Annotated in this window: 18 protein-coding genes; 11 read left to right on the top strand and 7 right to left on the bottom strand. The window is 75.4% G+C overall.

Annotated features, from left to right (window positions below):
- Positions 1 to 381: 381 nt before the first annotated feature.
- The gene (locus tag IEZ06_RS07285) at positions 382 to 660 is read right to left on the bottom strand and encodes an NUDIX hydrolase (protein WP_203871740.1); all 279 of its coding nucleotides are present in this window, start codon (positions 658 to 660) and stop codon (positions 382 to 384) included.
- Between IEZ06_RS07285 and IEZ06_RS07280 the strand changes: the two genes are divergently transcribed.
- On the top strand, positions 647 to 886 hold the full coding sequence (locus IEZ06_RS07280; protein WP_189235857.1) for a hypothetical protein: 240 nt from the start codon (positions 647 to 649) through the stop codon (positions 884 to 886). The genes IEZ06_RS07285 and IEZ06_RS07280 overlap by 14 nt on opposite strands.
- 95 nt (positions 887 to 981) lie before the next feature.
- On the opposite strand, the gene IEZ06_RS07275 is transcribed toward IEZ06_RS07280, so the two are convergent.
- On the bottom strand, positions 982 to 2,607 hold the full coding sequence (locus IEZ06_RS07275; protein ID WP_189235856.1) for a RecQ family ATP-dependent DNA helicase: 1,626 nt from the start codon (positions 2,605 to 2,607) through the stop codon (positions 982 to 984).
- A gap of 117 nt (positions 2,608 to 2,724) precedes the next feature.
- Here IEZ06_RS07275 and IEZ06_RS07270 point away from each other — a divergent pair, with 117 nt between their 5' ends.
- Positions 2,725 to 3,804 carry an FUSC family protein gene (locus tag IEZ06_RS07270; protein WP_229797856.1) on the top strand — a complete coding sequence of 360 codons (1,080 nt, stop codon included), beginning with the start codon at positions 2,725 to 2,727 and terminating at the stop codon, positions 3,802 to 3,804.
- Between the two features lie 105 nt (positions 3,805 to 3,909).
- Here IEZ06_RS07270 and IEZ06_RS07265 read toward each other — a convergent pair whose 3' ends face one another.
- On the bottom strand, positions 3,910 to 4,914 hold the full coding sequence (locus IEZ06_RS07265; protein WP_189235855.1) for a hypothetical protein: 1,005 nt from the start codon (positions 4,912 to 4,914) through the stop codon (positions 3,910 to 3,912).
- 272 nt (positions 4,915 to 5,186) lie between these two features.
- On the opposite strand from IEZ06_RS07265, the gene IEZ06_RS07260 reads away from it, so the two are divergent.
- Positions 5,187 to 6,353 (top strand): carboxylate-amine ligase, encoded by a 1,167-nt coding sequence (locus tag IEZ06_RS07260; RefSeq protein WP_189235854.1) that lies wholly within the window; start codon positions 5,187 to 5,189, stop codon positions 6,351 to 6,353.
- Between the two features lie 96 nt (positions 6,354 to 6,449).
- Here the strand turns inward: IEZ06_RS07260 and IEZ06_RS07255 are convergent, their stop codons facing one another.
- Positions 6,450 to 6,860: an STAS domain-containing protein gene (locus IEZ06_RS07255; RefSeq protein WP_189235853.1), complete on the bottom strand. Its 411-nt coding sequence runs from the start codon at positions 6,858 to 6,860 to the stop codon at positions 6,450 to 6,452.
- 278 nt (positions 6,861 to 7,138) lie between these two features.
- Between IEZ06_RS07255 and IEZ06_RS07250 the strand changes: the two genes are divergently transcribed.
- From IEZ06_RS07250 to IEZ06_RS07235, 4 genes are all read left to right on the top strand, one after another.
- Complete coding sequence (locus tag IEZ06_RS07250) at positions 7,139 to 11,041, top strand: Pls/PosA family non-ribosomal peptide synthetase (protein WP_189235852.1); 3,903 nt, start codon at positions 7,139 to 7,141, stop codon at positions 11,039 to 11,041.
- Complete coding sequence (locus IEZ06_RS07245) at positions 11,014 to 12,333, top strand: M1 family metallopeptidase (protein ID WP_189235851.1); 1,320 nt, start codon at positions 11,014 to 11,016, stop codon at positions 12,331 to 12,333. The genes IEZ06_RS07250 and IEZ06_RS07245 overlap by 28 nt, the downstream gene beginning before the upstream one ends.
- A gap of 118 nt (positions 12,334 to 12,451) precedes the next feature.
- Positions 12,452 to 12,856: a ribosomal maturation YjgA family protein gene (locus IEZ06_RS07240; protein ID WP_189235850.1), complete on the top strand. Its 405-nt coding sequence runs from the start codon at positions 12,452 to 12,454 to the stop codon at positions 12,854 to 12,856.
- A gap of 9 nt (positions 12,857 to 12,865) precedes the next feature.
- Complete coding sequence (locus IEZ06_RS07235; protein ID WP_189235849.1) at positions 12,866 to 13,675, top strand: Fpg/Nei family DNA glycosylase; 810 nt, start codon at positions 12,866 to 12,868, stop codon at positions 13,673 to 13,675.
- Between the two features lie 171 nt (positions 13,676 to 13,846).
- On the opposite strand, the gene IEZ06_RS07230 is transcribed toward IEZ06_RS07235, so the two are convergent.
- Both IEZ06_RS07230 and IEZ06_RS07225 read right to left on the bottom strand, forming a co-directional pair.
- Positions 13,847 to 14,713: a dihydrodipicolinate synthase family protein gene (locus IEZ06_RS07230; RefSeq protein WP_189235848.1), complete on the bottom strand. Its 867-nt coding sequence runs from the start codon at positions 14,711 to 14,713 to the stop codon at positions 13,847 to 13,849.
- A 95-nt stretch (positions 14,714 to 14,808) separates the two neighbouring features.
- A complete protein-coding gene (locus IEZ06_RS07225; protein WP_203871741.1) occupies positions 14,809 to 15,663 on the bottom strand; it encodes a tryptophan 2,3-dioxygenase in 855 nt (284 codons plus the stop codon).
- A 141-nt stretch (positions 15,664 to 15,804) separates the two neighbouring features.
- Between IEZ06_RS07225 and IEZ06_RS07220 the strand changes: the two genes are divergently transcribed.
- Complete coding sequence (locus IEZ06_RS07220) at positions 15,805 to 16,236, top strand: Lrp/AsnC family transcriptional regulator (protein ID WP_068895485.1); 432 nt, start codon at positions 15,805 to 15,807, stop codon at positions 16,234 to 16,236.
- Between the two features lie 9 nt (positions 16,237 to 16,245).
- Here IEZ06_RS07220 and IEZ06_RS07215 read toward each other — a convergent pair whose 3' ends face one another.
- Positions 16,246 to 17,361: an alpha/beta fold hydrolase gene (locus IEZ06_RS07215; protein WP_189235847.1), complete on the bottom strand. Its 1,116-nt coding sequence runs from the start codon at positions 17,359 to 17,361 to the stop codon at positions 16,246 to 16,248.
- Between the two features lie 161 nt (positions 17,362 to 17,522).
- On the opposite strand from IEZ06_RS07215, the gene IEZ06_RS37125 reads away from it, so the two are divergent.
- The 3 genes from IEZ06_RS37125 (at position 17,523) to IEZ06_RS07205 (ending at position 19,259) form a co-directional block, all read left to right on the top strand.
- Complete coding sequence (locus IEZ06_RS37125) at positions 17,523 to 17,651, top strand: hypothetical protein (RefSeq protein WP_268245584.1); 129 nt, start codon at positions 17,523 to 17,525, stop codon at positions 17,649 to 17,651.
- A gap of 54 nt (positions 17,652 to 17,705) precedes the next feature.
- Entirely contained in the window at positions 17,706 to 18,263 is a 558-nt protein-coding gene (locus IEZ06_RS07210; protein ID WP_189235846.1) for a GNAT family N-acetyltransferase, read from the top strand.
- A 180-nt stretch (positions 18,264 to 18,443) separates the two neighbouring features.
- On the top strand, positions 18,444 to 19,259 hold the full coding sequence (locus IEZ06_RS07205; RefSeq protein ID WP_229797855.1) for a sirohydrochlorin chelatase: 816 nt from the start codon (positions 18,444 to 18,446) through the stop codon (positions 19,257 to 19,259).
- Positions 19,260 to 19,286: the final 27 nt, after the last annotated feature.

The raw sequence follows: 19,286 nt of genomic DNA, 5'->3' as shown, positions 1-19,286 counted from the left end.
GCGGGAGAGCGCTTCCCTGACACGGAAGAGGTCACAGGTTCAATCCCTGTATCGTCCACCACACTCCGCGACCGGGTTCTTCCCGGCCGAACGGGAGACGAAGCCCCAGCTCACGGCAGCAGCCGAGAGTCTGGGGCTTTTTGTCCTCCCCCGATCATTTCGGGCCGCTGTCAGCATCGTGCCGTCCCTCGAAGCAAGGGGGCTCCTCACGCCCGGCTCGGAGCTTCTTCTCGTGCCGAGCGGTTCCGGGTTCAGCCGCTTTCATGATGATCGCCACGCCTGTCGATCAGGCGGCGTCGCCCACCTTCCCGTTCTCTCAGCTCCTGGAGCCTGCCCTTGGCCCGAGGTTGCCATGGCGATTCGGCCGGAGATCTCGCGCGGTCAGTCGAAGAGCATCCCGAGGAGTGCGCCCTGGCCGGACTGAAGGACGTGAGCGGTTTCCAGGGGGATCCAGAAGCACTCGAAGCGGGTGGGGTCCTGTTCGCCGTCGTGGAGCTCCTGACTCGCCCATCGCTCCGGGGTGGGCTCGGCGAGCTCCAGCTGGAAGACGTGGCGGCGCTGGATCTCGAATCGGTAGGGGCTGATGTCGTAGGTGACCTCACCCAGCTTCCGGACGATGCGGCACCGGTGCGCGGTGCTCCTCGTCGTGGCCTCCCTCAACAAGGCCGTCGCCGCCCGCTACGACCGGCCGATCATGCCGACCGACTCATGCATGCTGCTCCGCCCGGTCGTCGTCGGTCCGGATCAGCTTCCGCTCCCCCGCACCACCGAGGACGTGCTGGCTTCCCCCGAGCTCGCCGTGCTGTGCGCGATCGCGCACAACGACGACTTCGACGTCGTGGCCACGGTGGGAACCGCCATGGCCGAGGTCTTCGGGGACGACTGAGGTCGTCCGCGCGGCCCAGCCTCCCTGTCCGTGCTCCGTTTCCGCGGGTGTTCCCGCCGGGTCGCGCCCGTCGGCCCCTGGCGGCCGGTTCCTCCTCAACCGGCCACCAGCAGGTGGTCGCGCTCGACGGCCTCCAGGGAGAGCGTCTTGTAGCCGACCTCCTCGAACAGGACGGTGACCCGGTCGTTCTCCCGGCTCATCACCGTTCCCGCACCCCAGGCGCTGTGCCGTACCCGGGCGTGCATCGCGAAGGGGCCGTCGTCGACCTCGGGGGCCTCGGCGACGCCGGCCCGGCAGGTGTCGCAGTTCCCGCAGGCCCGCTCGTACGGCTCGCCGAAGTACTCCAGCAGGAACCGGCGGCGGCACCCGGTGGTCTCGGCGTAGGCGCGCATCATGTCGATGCGCGAGTCGTCGATGCGGCGGCGGGTCTCCTCCAGTTCCACCGCCGTCTCCACGGCGCCCTCCGGGCCGGGCCCGCCGGGGACCGCGCGCAGGTCGCCCTCGGCGGTGACCTCGACGGCGCCCGCGCGTTCCAGCAGGTTCACCGCCCGGGTCAGGCGGGTGGCGCTGACGTCGAGCACTTCGCGCAGCTCGCGGGCGGGCACGGTGCCGCCGTGCCCGCAGATCAGCGTCGCGGCCCGCAGCAGCAGCTCCTCGTCGGCCCTGCCCCCGGCGAAGAACCGGCGCAGCCCCAGGTCCTCCGGCCGGTAGAACAGCACCGCGGCGGCGGGGTCCCCGTCCCGACCGGCCCGGCCGATCTCCTGGTAGTAGGAGTCCGGTGACTCCGGCGGGGCCGCGTGCAGCACGAACCGCACGTCGGGCTTGTCGATGCCCATGCCGAACGCGGAGGTCGCCACGACGGCGTCGAGCTCGTCGTCGCGGAACATCTCGTGGACGCGGTGCCGGTCGGCCGCCTTCAGGCCCGCGTGGTACGGCTCGACCCTGCGGCCGGCCTCCCGGAGCGCCTCGGCGTACTCCTCGGCGGCACGGCGGGTGGCGACGTAGACCAGGCCGAGGCCGGTGCGGGAGGCGGCGTCCTCCACGAGCGCCCGCCGCAGGTCCTCGTCGGTGACGAAGCGGCGGACCTCCAGGTCGAGGTTGGGCCGGTCGAACCCCCGCACGACGTGCAGCACGTCCCGCAGGCCCAGCGACGCCGTGATCTCCTCGCGGACCGCCGGGGTGGCCGTGGCGGTCAGCGCCACCACGGGCGGGTGGCCGAGCCGTTCGACGACCTGTCCGAGCCGCAGGTAGTCGGGGCGGAAGTCGTGGCCCCAGGCGGAGACGCAGTGCGCCTCGTCGATGGCGATCAGCGAGGGCTTCGCGGCGCGCAGCCCGTCCACGGTCTCGGGTTTGGCGAGCTGCTCGGGCGAGAGGAAGACGAATTCGGTACGGCCCGCCCGTACGGCCTCCAGGGAGGCCTCGCCGCCGGACTGCGCGGAGTTGACCGCGACGGCCCCGCCGGCGTCGGCCTCGGCCAGGCCCGCCACCTGGTCGCGCTGGAGGGCGATCAGCGGTGAGACGACCACCGTGGGCCCGTCGAGCAGCAGCGCGGGCACCTGGTAGACGGCCGACTTCCCGCTGCCGGTCGGCATGACCACGAGGGCGTCGCCGCCGTCCAGCAGGTGGCGCATGGCCTCGAGCTGGCCGTCGCGCAGGTCCTCCCAGCCGAAGACCTCGCGTGCGACCTCGCGCAGCCGTCCCGTCCCGGACCCGTTCCCCACGTCCGTCCCCCTCCGTCGTCCGTCCCGACCCGCCGTCGGCTACCCGCGGATCGGCGGGGTACTCGCCGGCGGGTGTGGCAGCATCTGCGGGAAGGGCGCACGTCGGGAGGAGGGTCCGTGCAGGTCGATGTGCGGGGCCGGCTGCGGCGGCTGGCATTCATGGGACCTTCCATCGTCCAGTCCTCCGTGGCGGCAGGGCTCGCGTGGGTCGTGGCCACGGACCTGTTCGGCCACGAGCGCCCTTTCTTCGCGCCGATCGCCGTGGTGGTCTGCATCGGCGTCGCCGTCGGCCAGCGGCTGCGGCGGGTGGCCGAGCTGGTGGCGGGGGTGAGCCTGGGGGTGGGCGTCGGCGACCTGCTGATCTTCCAGATCGGTTCCGGCCCCTGGCAGATCGCCCTCGTGGTGGCCCTGGCGATGGGCACCGCGGTGCTCCTGGACAGCGGCACGCTGATCGTGCTGCAGGCGGGGTCGTCGGCGGTCCTGGTCGCCACCCTGCTGCCGCCCAGCGGCATCGGAGGGCTGGACCGCATGGTCGACGCGCTGATCGGCGGAGTGCTGGGCATCGCCGCCGTCGCCCTGCTGCCCGCCAGTCCGGCCACCATCGTGCACCGGCACGCCGAGGCCGTCCTGGAGGCGCTGGCCGCCGCGCTCGACGGTACGGCGGAGGCCGTGGAGCGGGCCGATCCGGAGCGCGCCGCGGCCGTGCTGGCGGAGGTCAGGGACACCCAGGCCGAGGTGGAGGCGTTCGGCCAGGCGCTGGAGACGGGCCGGGAGATCACGGCCATCGCACCGCTGCGCCGCCGCCGGCGTCAGCGCTTCCTCCGGTACGAGACGGCCTGGACGCCGGTCGACCTCGCGCTGCGGAACATGCGGGTGCTGTCGCGGCGGGCCGTCGTCGCCCTGAGCCAGGCGGAGTCGCCGCCCGCCGCGCTCCCGGCGGCCCTGCGGGAGCTCGCCGGGGCCGTGCTCCTGTTCCGCGACGAGCTCGCGGCCGGTCGCCCGCCCGAGGGGACCAGGGCCGCCGTGATGGGGGCGGCGGCCCGGCTGGCCGAGATGCCCCCCGGCCGGTCGGGGCTGTCCACCGACGCCATGACCGCCCAGCTGCGGTCCGTCGTCGTCGACCTGCTGGAGGCCACCGGGGCGGACCGGGAGGCCGCCGTCGCCGCCCTGCCGCCGCTCCCCCCGCCGCCCGGCTGAGCCGGGGAGAGCCGAGCCGAGGAGAACGGCCGGACGGGCAGGTGGTGGTGTGACGCGGCGGCCGGCCGGGAGGGGCCGTGACCGCGCCCGGCCCGTTTCCCCGGCTCAGGGCAGGCCGTTGGCCCGCCTGAAGTCCTCCCACACCCGTACGCAGTAGGCGTGGCGCCAGTCGCCGCGGGGCAGGCGCCTGCAGACGTAGGCGCTGCTGAAGCGCTGGTCGAGGGCGTCGGCGCCGTCGGGACCGCCGCCTCCCGTCCCGCCTCCCGTCCCGGATCCCGCGCCGTTCCCCGCGCCGTCTCCGCGGGGTGCGGGCCCGTCGCCCGGCATGTCCTCCCCGGTGGAGGGCGGCCTTCCGCCGCCGGACGGCCCCGTCCCCTCTGGGGGTCGTCCGGCGGCGGACGGCCTCGCCCCGGCGGGGGGCGTCTCACCGGGCGGTACGGCCGGTTTGATCGCCGCGCCCCCGGGTCCGCGCCCCGCGGCCGCCGTCCCGCCGGCCCGGGTGGAGCCGCCCTGCGCCGCCCCGTCCCCGCGGACGGCCGTCACCGCGGGCCGCGGGCGTTCCACGACGGCGGCACCCGACGGGTCCGCCTCGGGCACGGCCGTGATCCGGGCCGAGGAGCCGGCCTCCGCACCCGGAGGCAGGCCGTCCGCCGCCCCGGGACGGGACCCGTCCGCCGGCTCCTCCCCGGATCCGGCGTGCGGGCGGGCCGACGACCCCTCCGAGGGGGCGGCGCGGGAGGTGAGGGAGGGAGCGGGCGGCGGGGCCGCGTCCCCGGGGGCGGTCCTCAGGTCGTCACCCGGCGGGGCTGCGGCCGGGGGCGGCCCCCCGTGGCCCGGCGCGGCGGACGGCCCGGCCTCGCCCAGCCACACGGAGGACAGCCCGCCGGCTCCCGCCAGGAGGAGGAAGCCCCCGACGAGCACGGGCCCGGAGAGGCCTCCGCGGAGGGCCCGCGGCCGTGCCCGCGTGCCCTTGCCGGGGAAACGCGGGAGGGTGACCGTTCCGTCCTGCCCGCCGGGACCGGGCGGAGCGGGGAACTCGGGCGGGGAGTCGTCGTAGGGCATGCGGCCGCGCCGTCCGGACCTGGGGGTGGGGCCGTGCTCACCGTGCATCTCGTCTCCCGTGTCGCATGTGCTCCGCTCCAGCCTGCCGGAAATCACGGAGGGGATGTGGCCGATTACGGAATGATCGGCCGGAATCGCAGGAAGATGCCGGTCGCACGCGGGACCTCGGGGTGTTGTGCGGGGTTTTCCCGGATTCACCCAGGGAAGAAGGTGTTTCTACCCTTTCATAACTTATGAGGGGAAAGAAAAAATATGAGTGTTATGCCAGGTTTTTTCGGGCCTCCTTCCGGACGCTCCGCCGGGAGCGGGAAGTCGCGGGCATGAACTCCCTCACCGCCGCGTTCTCCTCCGCCGAGCAGGTCCTCACCGTGGGCGTGGAGGAGGAGTTCCTGATCATCGATCCCGAGACCGGCGCGGTCGCCCCCGTGGCGGACGCCGTCCGCAGGCGGATCGGCGCCCCACTCGCCGAGCGGGTGCACCCCGAGCTCATGAGGTTCCAGATCGAGACCAACAGCCTCGTCCACACCGAGCTGGGACGGCTCCGGCACGACCTGGCCGAGCTCCGGACCGCCACGGTCGCCGCGGCCGAGTACGCCGGGGTCCGCCTGGCCGCCTCCGGCACGGCGCTGCTCGGGAACACCGGACCGCCGCCGCTGACCCCCTCCCCCCGCTACCAGCGCATGCACCGGCAGTACGACGGCATCCTGCAGGGGCAGGGAGTCTGCGGCTGCCACGTCCACGTCGGCGTCCCCGACCGCCGGGAGGCCGTCCAGGTCAGCAATCACCTGCGCCCCTGGCTCCCGGTGATCCAGGCGCTGATGAGCAACTCCCCCATCGCCGACGGGATCGACACCGGGCACGCCAGCTGGCGCATCGTGCAGTGGACCCGCTGGCCGAGCGCCGGGCCGCCGCCGTTCTTCGCCTCGCCGGAGCACTACGACGCCCTCGTCGACGCCCTGTACGCCACCGGGGCCATCATGGACCGGGGAATGGTCTACTGGTACATCAGGCCCTCCCACCACCTGCCCACCCTGGAGTTCCGCGGCGCCGACGCGTGCGCGACCGTCGACGAGGCCGTCGCGCTGGCGGGGCTGGTCAGGGCGCTGTGCACCGTCGCACTCGCCGACGTCAGGAGGGGGCTGCCAGCTCCGGCGGTCGACCAGACGCTGCTCAACGTGGCCTACTGGCGGGCGGCCCACGACGGGCTGGAGGGCAGCGGTTACGACCTGCTCTCCGGCAGGCGGAGGCCGGCCTGGAAGCTGGTCGGCGGCCTGCTGCAGCGGGCGCGGCCCGCCCTGGAGCTCAGCGGGGACCTGCCCTTCGTCACGGACGTGCTGAACCGGCTGCGGTCCGGCGGCTCGGGCGCGGCCCGCCAGCGCGCCGCCTACCGGCGGCGGCACCGCCTGCGCGACGTGGCGGACCTGCTCGTCGAGCAGACCCGGCCGCTGCCCGAACCCGCCGCCTCCGCGAGAGCCTCTCTCAGGTAGCGGCGAGCCCCCGCACGACGGGCGGGCCCCGGTGCCGGGGGGCCGATGGGAGCCCCTCGGCGGTGGAAGCCCCGCACGGCGGGCGGGCCCCGGCTCTCAGCCCACCGGCTCCGCGGTCATCCCGTCCAGCTCGAACACCTCGGCCAGCTCCATCTGGCGGCACGAACGCATCAGGCGGGGCGGCAGGCCGGCGAGCCTCAGCCGTCCCGAGACGGTGGCCAGACGCCAGCGGATGCCCAGGAGCAGCGTCCAGCCGGCGCCGTCGCAGGAGTCGAGCGAGCTCACGTCGAGGACGAGGAACCGGTGCCCCTGGTCCACCAGCTCGGTCAGGACCCGTCCCAGCAGGCAGGCGGTCGCCATGGTGAGGCCGCCCGCCAGCGTGACGACCGTCTCCTCGGGCTCCGAGCCGATCACGAGTTTCAGCTCGGCGACGGGTGCGGCCTCCGGGGGCTTCCCCGCGGCCGCCGGGGCGGTCTCCGGCGCGTTGCGGCTCTCGAGACTCCTCATGATCGACACGACCTCCTCGGACGGGGCGGCAGGCCTGGGCCCCGCCGTACTGGCTGAGGGGGTGCCTGACTGTTTACCCGGAAACCACGATATATCACTCTTAGTAGCGCTTCGGTTACCGGTCGCCGCGCTCTCTAGGAGAAATATCACTCCCCGCTCCGGAATAGCGTGAGCTCGATCTTGTGTTGTCACACCGAGGTAACGAGTGGCATCCCAGAGCGGCACAGGCCGTGAGCGCGACACGCCGGGGGTCACGGTCACGCGACTGGGAGAGACGCTTGCACACCACTGCCCTGGACCTCCGGCATGCGCCGCCGCAGGCGGTCTTCCCCGGGAGGCCGGCGCCTGCGCCCCGCACCCTGCTCGACATCCTCGACGAGACCGTCCGGAGCCGTCCCGGCGCCGCGGCGCTGGACGACGGGCGGACCCGCCTCGACTACGCCGGCCTGCGCGCCGGGGCCGACCGGCTCGCCGGGGAACTGCGGGAGGCCGGCGTCGGCCGCGGCGACCGGGTGGGGGTGCGGGTGCCGTCGGGCACGGCCGATCTCTACGTCGCGATCCTGGCCGTGCTCGCCGCCGGCGCCGCCTACGTGCCGGTCGACGCCGACGACCCCGAAGAGCGGGCCGGGCTGGTCTTCTCCGAGGCCGGGGTCCGCGCGGTCGTCACCGAGGGCGGGAAGATCGTCCCCTTCGGGGGCGGGAACCGCGCGGGAGCGGAGCCCGGGACGGGGCACGGCGCGGCGGAGGCGGGGGCGGCGGCCGCAGCGGACCGGCCCGGCCCGGACGACGACGCGTGGATCATCTTCACCTCGGGGTCCACCGGGAGGCCCAAGGGGGTCGCGGTCACCCACCGCAGCGCGGCGGCGTTCGTCGACGCCGAGGCCCGGCTGTTCCTCCGGGATGAGCCGATCGGTCCAGGCGACCGGGTGCTGGCGGGCCTGTCGGTGGCCTTCGACGCCTCCTGCGAGGAGATGTGGCTGGCCTGGCGGCACGGCGCCTGCCTGGTCGCCGCGCCCCGGGCGCTGGTGCGCACCGGCATGGACCTCGGGCCGTGGCTGGTCGAGATGGGCGTCACCGTCGTGTCGACGGTGCCGACGCTGGCGGCCCTGTGGCCGGTGGAGAGCCTCGACGACGTCCGGCTGCTGATCTTCGGCGGCGAGGCCTGCCCGCCCGAGCTGGCCGAGCGGCTGGCCGTACCCGGGCGGGAGGTGTGGAACACCTACGGCCCGACCGAGGCGACGGTGGTCGCGTGCGCGGCGCCGCTGACCGGGGAGGGGCCGGTGCGGATCGGGCTGCCGCTGGACGGCTGGGACCTGGCCGTCGTGGGCGCCGACGGGGAGCCGGTCGCCCTGGGCGGGACCGGTGAGCTGGTCATCGGCGGCGTCGGGCTGGCCCGCTACCTCGACCGGGACAAGGACGCCGAGAAGTACGCCCCGCTTCCGTCCATCGGCTGGGAGCGGGCCTACCGCAGCGGAGACCTGGTCCGGGCCGAGCCCGAGGGGCTCGTCTTCTGCGGCCGGGCGGACGAGCAGATCAAGCTCGGCGGGCGCCGGATCGAGCTGGGCGAGGTGGACGCCGCGCTGCAGGCGCTGCCCGGCGTGTCCGGCGCGGCCGCCGCGGTGCGCACGACCGGCGGCGGGCACCAGTTGCTCGTCGGGTACGTCGTGCCCGGCGAGGGGTTCGACCCGCGGGACGCCAGGGACCGGCTGCGGGACGCACTGCCGGCCGCGCTGGTGCCCCGGCTCGCCCTGGTCGGCGACCTGCCGACCCGCACCTCCGGCAAGATCGACCGGGCCGCCCTGCCGTGGCCGCTCCCCGGCGCGGGACCGGACGGGAGGTCGGAGGCGGACGCGGCGGCGGACACCGGTCCGGACGTCGACCCGTGGGTGGCGGACCGCTGGCGGGACGTCCTCGGCGTGACCGGGGGCGACTTCTTCGCCGAGGGCGGCACGAGCCTGGCCGCGGCCCGGCTGGTGTCGGCGCTCCGGGAACGCCATCCGGCGGTCACCGTCGGCGACGTCTACGACCATCCGACGCTGCGCGCGCTCGCCGCGCACCTGGCCTCCCTGGACGCCCCGCAGGCGCCCGCCGCGTCCCGGCCGGTCGCGCCGGTGCCCCGGCGCGCCTCGATCGTGCAGGCCCTGCTCACCGTGGTGCTGCTCACCGCCGGCGGGATGCGCTGGCTGGTCGGCCTGGCCGTCCTCGGCAATCTCGCCGGTCCGCCGTGGACGGCCGTGTCCTGGTGGTGGGTGCTGGCGGGCGGACTGCTGTTCGTCAGCCCCGCCGGGCGGATCGCACTGGCCGCCGGGAGCGCGCGGCTGCTGCTGCGCCGGCTGGAGCCCGGCTCTTACCCCCGGGGCGGGGCGGCCCACCTGAGGCTGTGGTTCGCCGACCGGCTCGCCGAGCAGCTGGGCGTGGCCGCGATCTCCAGCGCCCCCTGGCTCACCCACTACGCCCGCGCGCTCGGCGCCCGGATCGGCCCGGACGCGGACCTGCACTCCCCGCCGCCGGTCACCGGCATGCTCCGGCTCGGCCGCAACGCCGCGGTCGAACCCGAGGTCGACCTGAGCGGCTACTGGATCGACGGCGACCTGGTGCACGTCGGCGAGATCAGGATCGGTGCCGGGGCCGTGGTCGGGGCCCGCTCCACGCTCCTGCCCGGCGCACGGATCGGCAAGAACGCCCAGGTCGTCCCCGGCTCGGCGGTGGCCGGCGCGGTGCCGTCCGGTCAGCGCTGGGCGGGGGTGCCCGCCGTCCGGACGGGCCGGGCCCGCCGCTCCCCCGGCGGGCGCCCGGCCCGCTCCCGCCGCTGGACGGCGGTCTACGGGCTGACCGCGCTGGCGCTGGGCCTGCTGCCGCTCGCCGCCGCGGTCCCCGGTCTCCTCCTGCTGACCCGGGAGGGCACCCTCATCGGCGCCCTGTACGGCGTGCCGCTCGCCACCGTGGTCTCGATGGCGGCCTTCGCCCTGGCCGTCCTGGCCGCGGTGCGGCTGCTGGCCGTCGGCCTGCACGCGGGGCTGCACCCGGTCCACGGCCGCCAGGCCTGGCAGGCGTGGACCACCGGCCGCCTGATGTCGATGGCGCGCGTGTGGCTCTTCCCGCTGTACGCGAGCGCGGCCACCCCCCTGTGGCTGCGCGCCCTCGGCATGCGGGTCGGCCGGGACGTGGAGCTGTCCACGGTACTGGCGCTGCCCTCGATGACCTCGGTCGGGGACGGCGCGTTCCTCGCCGACGACACGATGGTCGCGCCGTACGAACTGGACGGCGGGCGCTTCCGGGTGGACCGCGTCCGGATCGGCAAGCGGGCCTTCCTCGGCAACTCGGGGATGACCGCACCCGGCCGCAAGGTCCCCAAGGACGGCCTGGTCGCGGTGCTGTCGGCGGCGCCGAAGAAGGCCAGGGCGGGCTCGTCCTACCTCGGCATGCCCCCGGTCGAGCTGCGCCGCGCCGCCGGGGACGGCGACCGGAGCCGCACCTACGACCCGCCGGCCCGGCTGAGGGCGGCGCGGGCCGCCGTCGAGCTGTGCCGGCTCGTCCCGGCGATGGCCACGGTCGCGCTCGCCGTACTCGCGGTGGCGGCGCTGGAGCGGCTCGCCGGCGCGTACGGCTCCGCGGTCGCGGCGCTGCTGACCGGGGTCGTGGCGGCCGGGGCCGGGGTGCTGGCCGCGGTGGCCGCCACCGCCGCCAAGTGGGTGCTCCTCGGCCGCGTCTCCGCGGGCGACCGGCCGCTGTGGAGCTCGTTCGTGTGGCGCAACGAGCTGGCCGACAACTTCGTGGAGGTGCTGGCCGCGCCGTGGTTCGCCCAGCAGTGGCTGGGGACCGCCCCGCTCAACCTCTGGCTGCGCTCGATGGGCGCGCGGATCGGCCGGGGCGTGTGGTGCGAGACCTACTGGCTGCCCGAGATCGACCTGGTCTCCCTGGGCGACGGCGCGTCGGTGAACCGCGGCTGCGTCCTGCAGACGCACCTGTTCCACGACCGCGTGATGAGCATCGATACGGTCGTCCTGCGGAACGGCGCGACGCTCGGCCCGCACGGGGTGGTCCTGCCCGCGGCGACGGTCGGGGAGGGCGCCGTCGTGGGCCCGGCGTCCCTGGTGATGCGCGGCGAGTCCGTGCCGCCGGGGACCCGCTGGTTCGGCAACCCGATCGCCGCATGGACGACCCGCCCTCCGAGGACGTGAGACCGGTTCTGAGCACTTCCCACCGCCCCTATTTCCCCGCCCACGGCGACGACGGCTACCGGGTCGGCCACTACGACCTGTCCCTGGAGTACAAGGTCGCCGCCAACCGGCTCGGCGCCGTCGCCCGGCTCTCGGCGACGGCCGTCCGGCCGCTGGAACGCGTCTCCCTGGACCTCGGCCCCTTCCGCGTGGGCGGCGTCCGCGTCGACGGGCGTCCCGCGCGCTTCACCCACCGCGACGGCAGGCTCCACCTCACCCCCGGGCGGCCGGAGCCGGGGCCGTTCACCGTCGAGGTCCGCTACTCGGGCATCCCCCGGCCCGTCTCCAGCCACTGGGGCGGGGTCGGCTGGGAGCAGCTGACCGACGGCGTGATCGTGGCCGGGCAGCCCGTCGGGGCCCCGTCGTGGTTCCCCTGCAACGACCGGCCGGGCGACAAGGCCTCCTACCGGATCGCGGTGACCACGGCCTCGCCGTACACGGTGGTGGCCAACGGGGAGCTGGTGGAGCGGCGGCGCGCGGGCCGGGACACCACCTGGGTGTACGAGCAGGCCGAGCCCATGGCGACCTATCTGGCGAGCGTGCAGATCGGCCGCTACCGGCGGACGGAGCTCGGGCCGCGGATGCTGCTGTTCCATCCCGCGAAGCTCGCCGGACGGACCGCGAACGACTTCGGGCGCCAGGACCGGATGATGGCGCTGTTCACCGACCGGTTCGGCCCCTATCCGTTCCGCGCGCCGTACACCGCGGTGGTGACGGAGGACGAGCTGGAGATCCCGGTCGAGGCGCAGGGCATGTCGGTCTTCGGCGCCAACCACGTGGACGGCGCGCGCGGGGAGGAGCGGCTGGTCGCCCACGAGCTGGCGCACCAGTGGTTCGGCAACAGCCTGACGGCGGCCGGCTGGCGCCACATCTGGCTGCACGAGGGGTTCGCCGCCTACGCCGAGTGGCTCTGGTCGGAGGAGTCCGGCGGCCCGTCCGCCGCCGCGCACGCGGCCCACTGGCACCGCCGGCTGGCCGCGCTCCCCCAGGACCTGGTGCTCGCCGACCCCGGGGCCCGCGACCTGTTCGACGACCGGGTCTACAAGCGCGGCGCCCTGGCCCTGCACGCGCTGCGCACCGGCATCGGCGACCTGGCGTTCTTCGCGCTGCTGCGCGCCTGGACCGCCGCCCACCGGCACGGCTCCGTCACCACGGAGATGTTCGTCGACCTCGCTCTGGAGTACACCCCGAGGTCGTACGAGACGTTCTTCGCCTCCTGGCTGTACGGCACGCGCCTCCCCCCGATGCCCTGACCCCGGCGTCCGGCCCCGGGCGGCTCCCTCCGCCGACCCTGTGACGCCGCCCTGTGACGCCGCCCTGTGACGCCGCTCCGGCGGCGGCCGCCGCCGGAGCGGCCGCTATCGTGGGGCGGTGCCCGACGCCCTCCGCTCCCGTCTGCCCGCCGCGCTGGCGGCCGTGGCGACCGTCGCCGCCGGGCTGACCCTCCGGGCGCTGGCCGGCGGCCCGCTCGGCGCGTACGGCGGCGACGCCCTCTACACCGTGCTCATCCACACGATCATCGTGTTCGCCCTGCCCCGCACCGCGCCGCTCCGGGCCGCGGCCGGGGCGCTGGCCTTCAGCTGGGCGGTCGAGTTCGCCCAGCTGACCCCCGTCCCCGCCGCGCTCTCCGAGGCGAGCACGCCGGCCCGGCTGGTGCTCGGCAGCACGTTCGGCGCGGCCGACCTGGCGGCCTATGCCGCCGGGGCCGCCCTCGCCGCGGCCGTCCACGCGCTCCTGCGCCGCAGGCCCGCCGCCGCCCCCCTGACGAGCGGATAGCCTTCGCCCATGCCCGAAGGACACACCATCCACCGCCTGGCCGCCGAACACCGGCGGGTCTTCGCCGGGCAGCGGCTCCGCGCCGAGAGCCCGCAGGGCAGGTTCGCCGCCGGGGCGCGGCAGATCGACGGGCGGGTGCTCCGGAACGCCGACGCGCACGGCAAGCACCTGCTGCTCGGCTTCGACGACGACCGCTGGCTCCACGTGCACCTCGGCATCTACGGCAGGTACGCCTTCGGCCCGGTGCCCGCCCCCGCCCCCGTCGGCGCGGTACGGCTCCGCCTGACCGGCTCCGGCGCCCACGCCGACCTGCGCGGCCCGAACACCTGCGAGCTGCTGGACCCCGTCGACGTCAAGGCGCTGCACGCCCGGCTCGGCCCCGACCCGCTGCGCGCCGACGCCGACCCGGACCTCGCCTGGCGGCGGATCTCACGCAGCCGCACGTCCGTCGCGGCGCTGCTGATGGACCAGTCGGTGGTCGCGGGCGTGGGCAACATCTACCGGGCCGAGGTGCTGTTCCGCCAGGGCATCGCCCCGGCCACACCCGGCCGGGAGCTGACCCGCGAGCGCTGGGAGGCGGTCTGGGCCGACCTGGCGGCCCTGATGGCCGAGGGGGTGCGCGCCGGCCGGATCGACACGGTCCGGCCGGAGCACACGCCCGAGGCGATGGGCCGCCCGCCCCGGGTCGACGACCACGGCGGCGAGGTCTACGTCTACCGGCGCTCGGGCATGCCCTGCCTGGTCTGCGAGACCGAGGTCCGCACCGAGTCGCTGGTCGGCCGCAACCTCTTCTACTGCCCGGCCTGCCAGCCGGGCTGACCTGCCCCGGCCGTCGGCCCGGCCGGCGACCCCGCCGGCCCGGCCGCCCCGGCCTCTCCGGTGCGCCCTACCCGCCGCGACCCGCGCCGATGCCCGGCGCCGGAAGAGGGGCCGGGTCGTCCCGGCCCTGCTCAGACGGGATCGACCGGTGACGGCTCGGCGGAGGGCCGCTCAGAGCAGCCGCAGGACCGCCTCGACCGACTCGCGCCGGGCCGGGACGAGCGGGAGCCGTACCGACGGGGTGGGGATGAGGCCCCGCGCGTGCAGCACGCCCTTGAGCACCGTGGGGTTGGGCTCGGCGAACACCGCCGCCGCCAGGGTGGACAGGCGGTGGCCGAGCGCACGGGCGCGGGCGGCGTCGCCGGAGCGCCAGGCCTCGGCGAGCGCGGTGAAGTCGGCGGTGCGCAGGTGGGCGGTGGCGACGATGCCGCCGGGGGCGCCCAGGGCGAGCAGCGCGGAGAGGAACGCGTCGTCCCCGGCCAGCACCGCGAAGTCCTCCGGCGGGTCGGCCAGCAGGGCGACGGTGTCGGCGTCGACGCCGCCGACCGCCTGCTTGACCCCCCGCACCATGGGCAGCGCGCCGATCTCGCGCAGTACGGCGGCGCCCGCGGCCTGGCCGGTCCGGTGGGGGACGTTGTAGACGATCAGCGGCACCGGGCTGTGCCGGGACAGCTCGGTGAAGTGGGCCAGCACCCCCGCCTCGCCGGGGCGGACGAAGGACGGCACGGTGACCAGCGCGGCGTCCGCCACCCCGCCGAGGTCGCGCAGGGCCTCGGCGGTGCCGCGGGTGCCGCTCGATCCGGCTCCCACCACCAGGGTCGCCCCCCGCTCCCGGCGGACGCGGGCGCACACCTCGACGACCGCCTGCCGCTCCTTTCCGGTGAGCATGGCGGCCTCGGCGGTGGTGCCGAGCGCGACCAGGCCGCTCGCGCCCCCGTCGAGCACGGCGTGCGCGAGGCCCTCCAGCGCCTCGGCGGCGACCTCGCCGTCGGCGGCGAACGGGGTGATCAGCGGGACGAGGACACCGGAGAACGTCATGGTCCGAGCCTGGCAGCCCGCAAGCCTTCAGGTCCAGTTAGCCTTTGTTGAGCGAACCGTTAAGCCCTGCTGATCCGTTGTGCCGCGGGGCCGCCTCACATCAGCGTGCGGGCGGTCCAGAGCTCGGGAAAGATCTCCCGGCGCATGCTCCGCTCCAGCCAGGTCATCCCGCTGGACCCGCCCGAGCCGGGCTTGGCGCCCATGGAGCGGCGGACCGCCATCAGGTGGCGGTAGCGCCAGTCGGAGAACTGCTCGGCCAGGTCGGTGAGCGCTTCGGCCAGCGGTGCCAGCGGGCTCGCGTAGACCTCGACCCAGACCGCCTCCACCTGCTGGCTCGGCTGGTACTCGGCCGCGTGGTCGCGCTCGGTCGCCTGGCGCGGGACCGCGAAGCCGTTGCGGGCCAGGAAGGCCAGCACCGAGTCGTAGAGGCTGGGCCGGGCCAGCGCGTCCACGAGCTCGGCGTAGGCCTCGGGGTTGCGGCGGTGCGGGCGGATGAGGGCCTCGGACTTGATGCCGAGCAGGAACTCCACGTGCCGGTAGTACGCCGACTGGAAACCGGACGCCTCGCCGAGCGCGTCGCGGAACTGGTTGAACTGCGCCGGGGTGAGCCAGCTCAGCGAGGACCAGGCCGCGTTGAGCGCCTCGAAGTGCCGGACGCTGCGCTTGATCGTCGTGATCGCGGCCGCGGCGTCGTCGTCGTCCAGCTGCCGCTGGGCCAGCCGCCACTCCGAACGCAGCAGCCCGAAGTACAGCTCCATCACCTGCGTGGTGACCAGGAACGCGAGCTCCTCCGGCGCGTCGGTGACGGTGCGCTGGAGCCGGTGCAGCACGGCGGTGCCCACGTAGTCGTCGTACGGCGTGGCGGAGTCGAATCCGAGCGTGGGCAGCCCCTCGTTCTCGGCGGCCCGCTCGGCCCGCTCCCGCTCGGTGCGCTGCTTGATGCTGTTCACTTCTCCCCCTCGTACGGTCTCCCTTCCATCCTGTCCCAATCCCCCGAATGGCGAAATAACATGAGAAAGGCGATTAGGTGGTTTACCTTGGGATCGGAAGGCCGTACGACCGGTCCGGTTTACGGGTGACGGAGCGTGACGATGGACGCGATGGACTGGGCACTCCTGGCTGAGCTGCAGAAAGACGCCCGGCTCTCCTACAGCGAGCTCTCCCGCCGGGTCCACCTGTCCGCCCCGGCCGTGGCCGAGCGGGTGCGGCGGATGGAGGAGTCCGGAGTGATCACCGGCTACCACGCCCGGGTGGACCCGGCCCGGGCCGGGCGCGCGGTGGCGGCGCTGATCAGGATGTCGTGCTACGGACCGCGGTGCGTGCTCCGCGACGAGCAGGCGCTGGCCTGGCCGGAGATCCTGGAGGTGCACCGGGTGACCGGGGAGACGTGCTGCCTGATGCGGGTGTCGGCCGCCTCCATGACGGCCTTCGAGGAGCTGATCGACCGGCTGGCGCCGTACGGGCACCCGTCGAGCATGATGGTGCTCTCCAGCCCGGTGCCCTGGCGTCCGCTCTCCCCCTGAGCGGCCGCGTCATCGTCCTTCCGGCGGGCCTCCGGAACCCCGGAGGACCCGGTCGGCGATCATCCCGGCGGTGGTGTGCCAGATCGGCGAGGCGGGGTCGATCACGTCGAAGTGGTCGCCGGCCGCCTCCAGGTACGTCACGTCGTCGCCGGCGGCGCGGGCGGCCCGTGCGTAGCGGCGGCCCAGGTCGACCAGGTCGAGGTCGTCCCCGTCCCCCTGGACGACGAGCTGCGGGACCTTCAGCGGCAGGCGCTCCAGCGGGCTGGAGCGGGCGTAGACCTCGGGCACCCCGTCGGCCGGGCCGCCCAGGGCGGCGGCGACCGCGCCCCCGCTGAGCCGGCGGCGGTCGCCCTCCACCAGGTCGAGCACCCCCGCCAGGGAGACCGCCAGCGCGACCCGGCCGTCGTCGGCCGCCGCGCGCAGGGCGAGCTGGCCGCCCGCGGAGTGGCCGATCACCACGACCGGCCCCCGCGCGCCCTCCGCCGCCAGGGTGAGCCCCGCCGCCACGTCCGCGGTCGTCGCGGCCCAGCCGTGCAGGTCGGGACGGCGGTACTCGAGGTTCCAGGTCTCGAGGCCACGCCCGGCCAGGTCGGCGCAGAGCGCGTCCATCAGGTCCGCCCCCCAGACCGAGCGCCAGTAGCCGCCGTGCAGCACCACCGCCACCGGGGCCGGCTCCCGCGGACCGCCCCGCCGCACCTCCGCCCACTGGTCGGGGTGCGCGCCGTAGGCGACCCGGCGGGCGGGCCGGCGCAGCCGGTGCACGGCGTGGCGGATCGCCCAGGCCAGTCCCCACACCCCGCGCCCGTGCAGGTGCCCCGGGCCCGCCGGATCCGCCACCCGGTGGAGGTCCAGCCAGACGGCGCGGGGGTGCCGGGCGATGAGGGCGCGCGCCTCGGGAGCGGGTCCGGGCAGGACGACCAGGGCGCCGGAGGACTCCAGGACCGCGGCCTCCAGCGCGGCGGCCCCGGGGACCGCCGCGACGCTCCCGCGCACCCCCAGGGCGGCGAACTCCCGGTCGGCGACCTCGGTCAGCAACCGGAGGTCGGCGACCAGACCGGGCCCGGCGAGCACGCGGACATCAACACCATCGACGACATCGGCGACATCCGTGACAGGAGAGGTCATCCGCCTATTGTCCCCCGTGGTCACCGGTCCGGCGTGAACGCCCGGACCAGGAGCTCCTCGGCGTCGCCGAGATTCGGCGACCGCGTCGGCCGCAAGAACGTGTCGGCGGCGCGCCGGCCCCCATCGTCGCCCTGGAGCTGCTCGGCAGGTTCCAGACCACCGTGGCGATCTCCCTGTACGTGGTCGCGGCCCTCGCCGTCACCGCCGCCGGCCTGCTGATCGCTCCGGAGAGCGCTTCCCAGGCCACCGGGGTGCCGCCCGCGACGGATCGCGCCGAAATCGGGAAATGATCCCGACCGGAATCATCTCTAGCCGCGGGACGCGCGAGACGTTAGCGTCTGCGCATGCGCCCTGTTGAGATCTCCGGCAAGAGACTCGGACTGAGGGAAGTGACGCCCGCCGATGTGGACGCGCTGCACGCCGTGTACGGCGATCCGGCGACCACCGAGCATCTGCCGTTCGACCCCCGCACCAGGGAGGAGGTCGAGGAGATCGTCGCCGAGGCGGTCGAGTCGGCGGCCGGGGAGCCCCGGCGGCTCTACGTGCTGGCGGTGACCGACCTGGAGGACGGCGAGGTCATCGGCGTCGCCCGGCTGCACATCGAGGCCGACCACCCGCACAGCGCGGAGATCGGCCTCGGGCTCCGTCCCGACCACTGGGGGCGGGGGATCGGCACCGACCTGATCAGGCTGCTGCTGACGTTCGGCTTCAAGCACCTGCGCCTGCACCGCATCTGGGGCGCCCGCTCCCCCGCCAACACCGCCGCCCAGCTCGCGATGCTGGTCGCCGGGATGGTCGAGGAGGGCAGGATCCGGCACCACGTGCGGGTCAACGGCTCCTGGCGCGACTCCATCGTGCACTCGGCGCTGGAGGACGAGTGGGAGGGCCAGCGCGACACCTGACCGTTCCGGGCCGTGCCCCCGGCGGCCGCGCGAGGGTGCTGCGGGGCACCACCGCGGGCACCGCGAGGGTGGACGGAGCGCGCGGTGGGGGCGCCTCCTCCGGCGTCCCGGCAGGTTGTGACGGAATCGCTGCCGTTTTCCGGCAGCGGAGCGACCGAAATGGCCCTAGAGTTCGCGCGTGTGAGTGAGAGTTCCAGCCTCCCCGTGCGCGGACGCGCCGCCCGGCCCTCCGGCCGGCACCGCAGGCCCGTGCCTTCCCAGCTCCCGCCCGAGGCCCCCGCGCTCGTGCTGGCCGTACCCGGCGACGCGTCCGGTGCCGCCGCCGAGCTCGCCGCCACCGTCCGGGTCGACAACCCGCAGATCGAGGTCCGCCTGGCCGGTCTCGGCGAGGACGGCAAGGAGCTGACCTCCGAACTGGAGGCCGCCGCCCGCTCCAGGCCCGAGGACGGCGTGGCCGCCATCGTGGTGCCCCTGCTGACCGGGCCGCACCCCGTCGCCGACCGGATGATCGCCGAGGCGGTGGCGGCGAGCGGGGCGACCGTGACGGTCACCGAGCACCTCGGCCCGCACCCGCTGCTCGCCGAGGCCCTGCACATCCGGCTCGCCGAGAAGGACCTCGCCAGGCCCGACCGGGTGCGGCTGCTCAACGTCTCCAGCCCGGTCGACGCGGTCGTCCTGGCCACGGTCGGCGGGGACCGGGGGGCGGTGGAGGCGCAGCCGACGGCCGTGCTGCTGGCCTCCCGGCTGACGCTCCCCGTGCTGGTCGCCTCCCTGGACGGCGCCCCCTCCGTCGCCGACGCGGCCGAGCGGCTGCGCGGCATCGGCGCCGGGCGCATCGCCCTGTCCCCCTGCCTGATCGGCCCCGAGGCCGATCCCGGTCTCGCGGACGCGGCGGCCGGGGACGCCGGGATCGAGTGCGCCGGCCTGCTGGGCGCGCACGGGCTCATCGCCGACCTGGCGGCCCGCGCCTACGGAAGCGTGCTCGCCGAGGCGTAGGGCTCCCGGGCGCGCCCGCGGCGGACC

The organism is Planomonospora antibiotica (genome assembly GCF_014647955.1).
Taxonomy (GTDB): domain Bacteria; phylum Actinomycetota; class Actinomycetes; order Streptosporangiales; family Streptosporangiaceae; genus Planomonospora; species Planomonospora parontospora.
The sequence above is the reverse complement of the archived record's forward strand: the minus strand, read 5'-3'. Positions and strand labels throughout refer to the sequence as shown.

Bases quoted from the DNA above. Each gene is read 5' to 3' on its own strand.
- IEZ06_RS07255 (WP_189235853.1), bottom strand. From the start codon at position 6,860: ATGAGGAGTCTCGAGAGCCGCAACGCGCCGGAGACCGCCCCGGCGGCC.
- IEZ06_RS07230 (WP_189235848.1), bottom strand. From the start codon at position 14,713: ATGACGTTCTCCGGTGTCCTCGTCCCGCTGATCACCCCGTTCGCCGCC.
- IEZ06_RS07235 (WP_189235849.1), top strand. From the start codon at position 12,866: ATGCCCGAAGGACACACCATCCACCGCCTGGCCGCCGAACACCGGCGG.
- IEZ06_RS07260 (WP_189235854.1), top strand. From the start codon at position 5,187: ATGAACTCCCTCACCGCCGCGTTCTCCTCCGCCGAGCAGGTCCTCACC.
- IEZ06_RS07215 (WP_189235847.1), bottom strand. From the start codon at position 17,361: ATGACCTCTCCTGTCACGGATGTCGCCGATGTCGTCGATGGTGTTGAT.
- IEZ06_RS07265 (WP_189235855.1), bottom strand. From the start codon at position 4,914: ATGCACGGTGAGCACGGCCCCACCCCCAGGTCCGGACGGCGCGGCCGC.
- IEZ06_RS07220 (WP_068895485.1), top strand. From the start codon at position 15,805: ATGGACGCGATGGACTGGGCACTCCTGGCTGAGCTGCAGAAAGACGCC.
- IEZ06_RS07245 (WP_189235851.1), top strand. From the start codon at position 11,014: ATGGACGACCCGCCCTCCGAGGACGTGAGACCGGTTCTGAGCACTTCC.
- IEZ06_RS07210 (WP_189235846.1), top strand. From the start codon at position 17,706: ATGCGCCCTGTTGAGATCTCCGGCAAGAGACTCGGACTGAGGGAAGTG.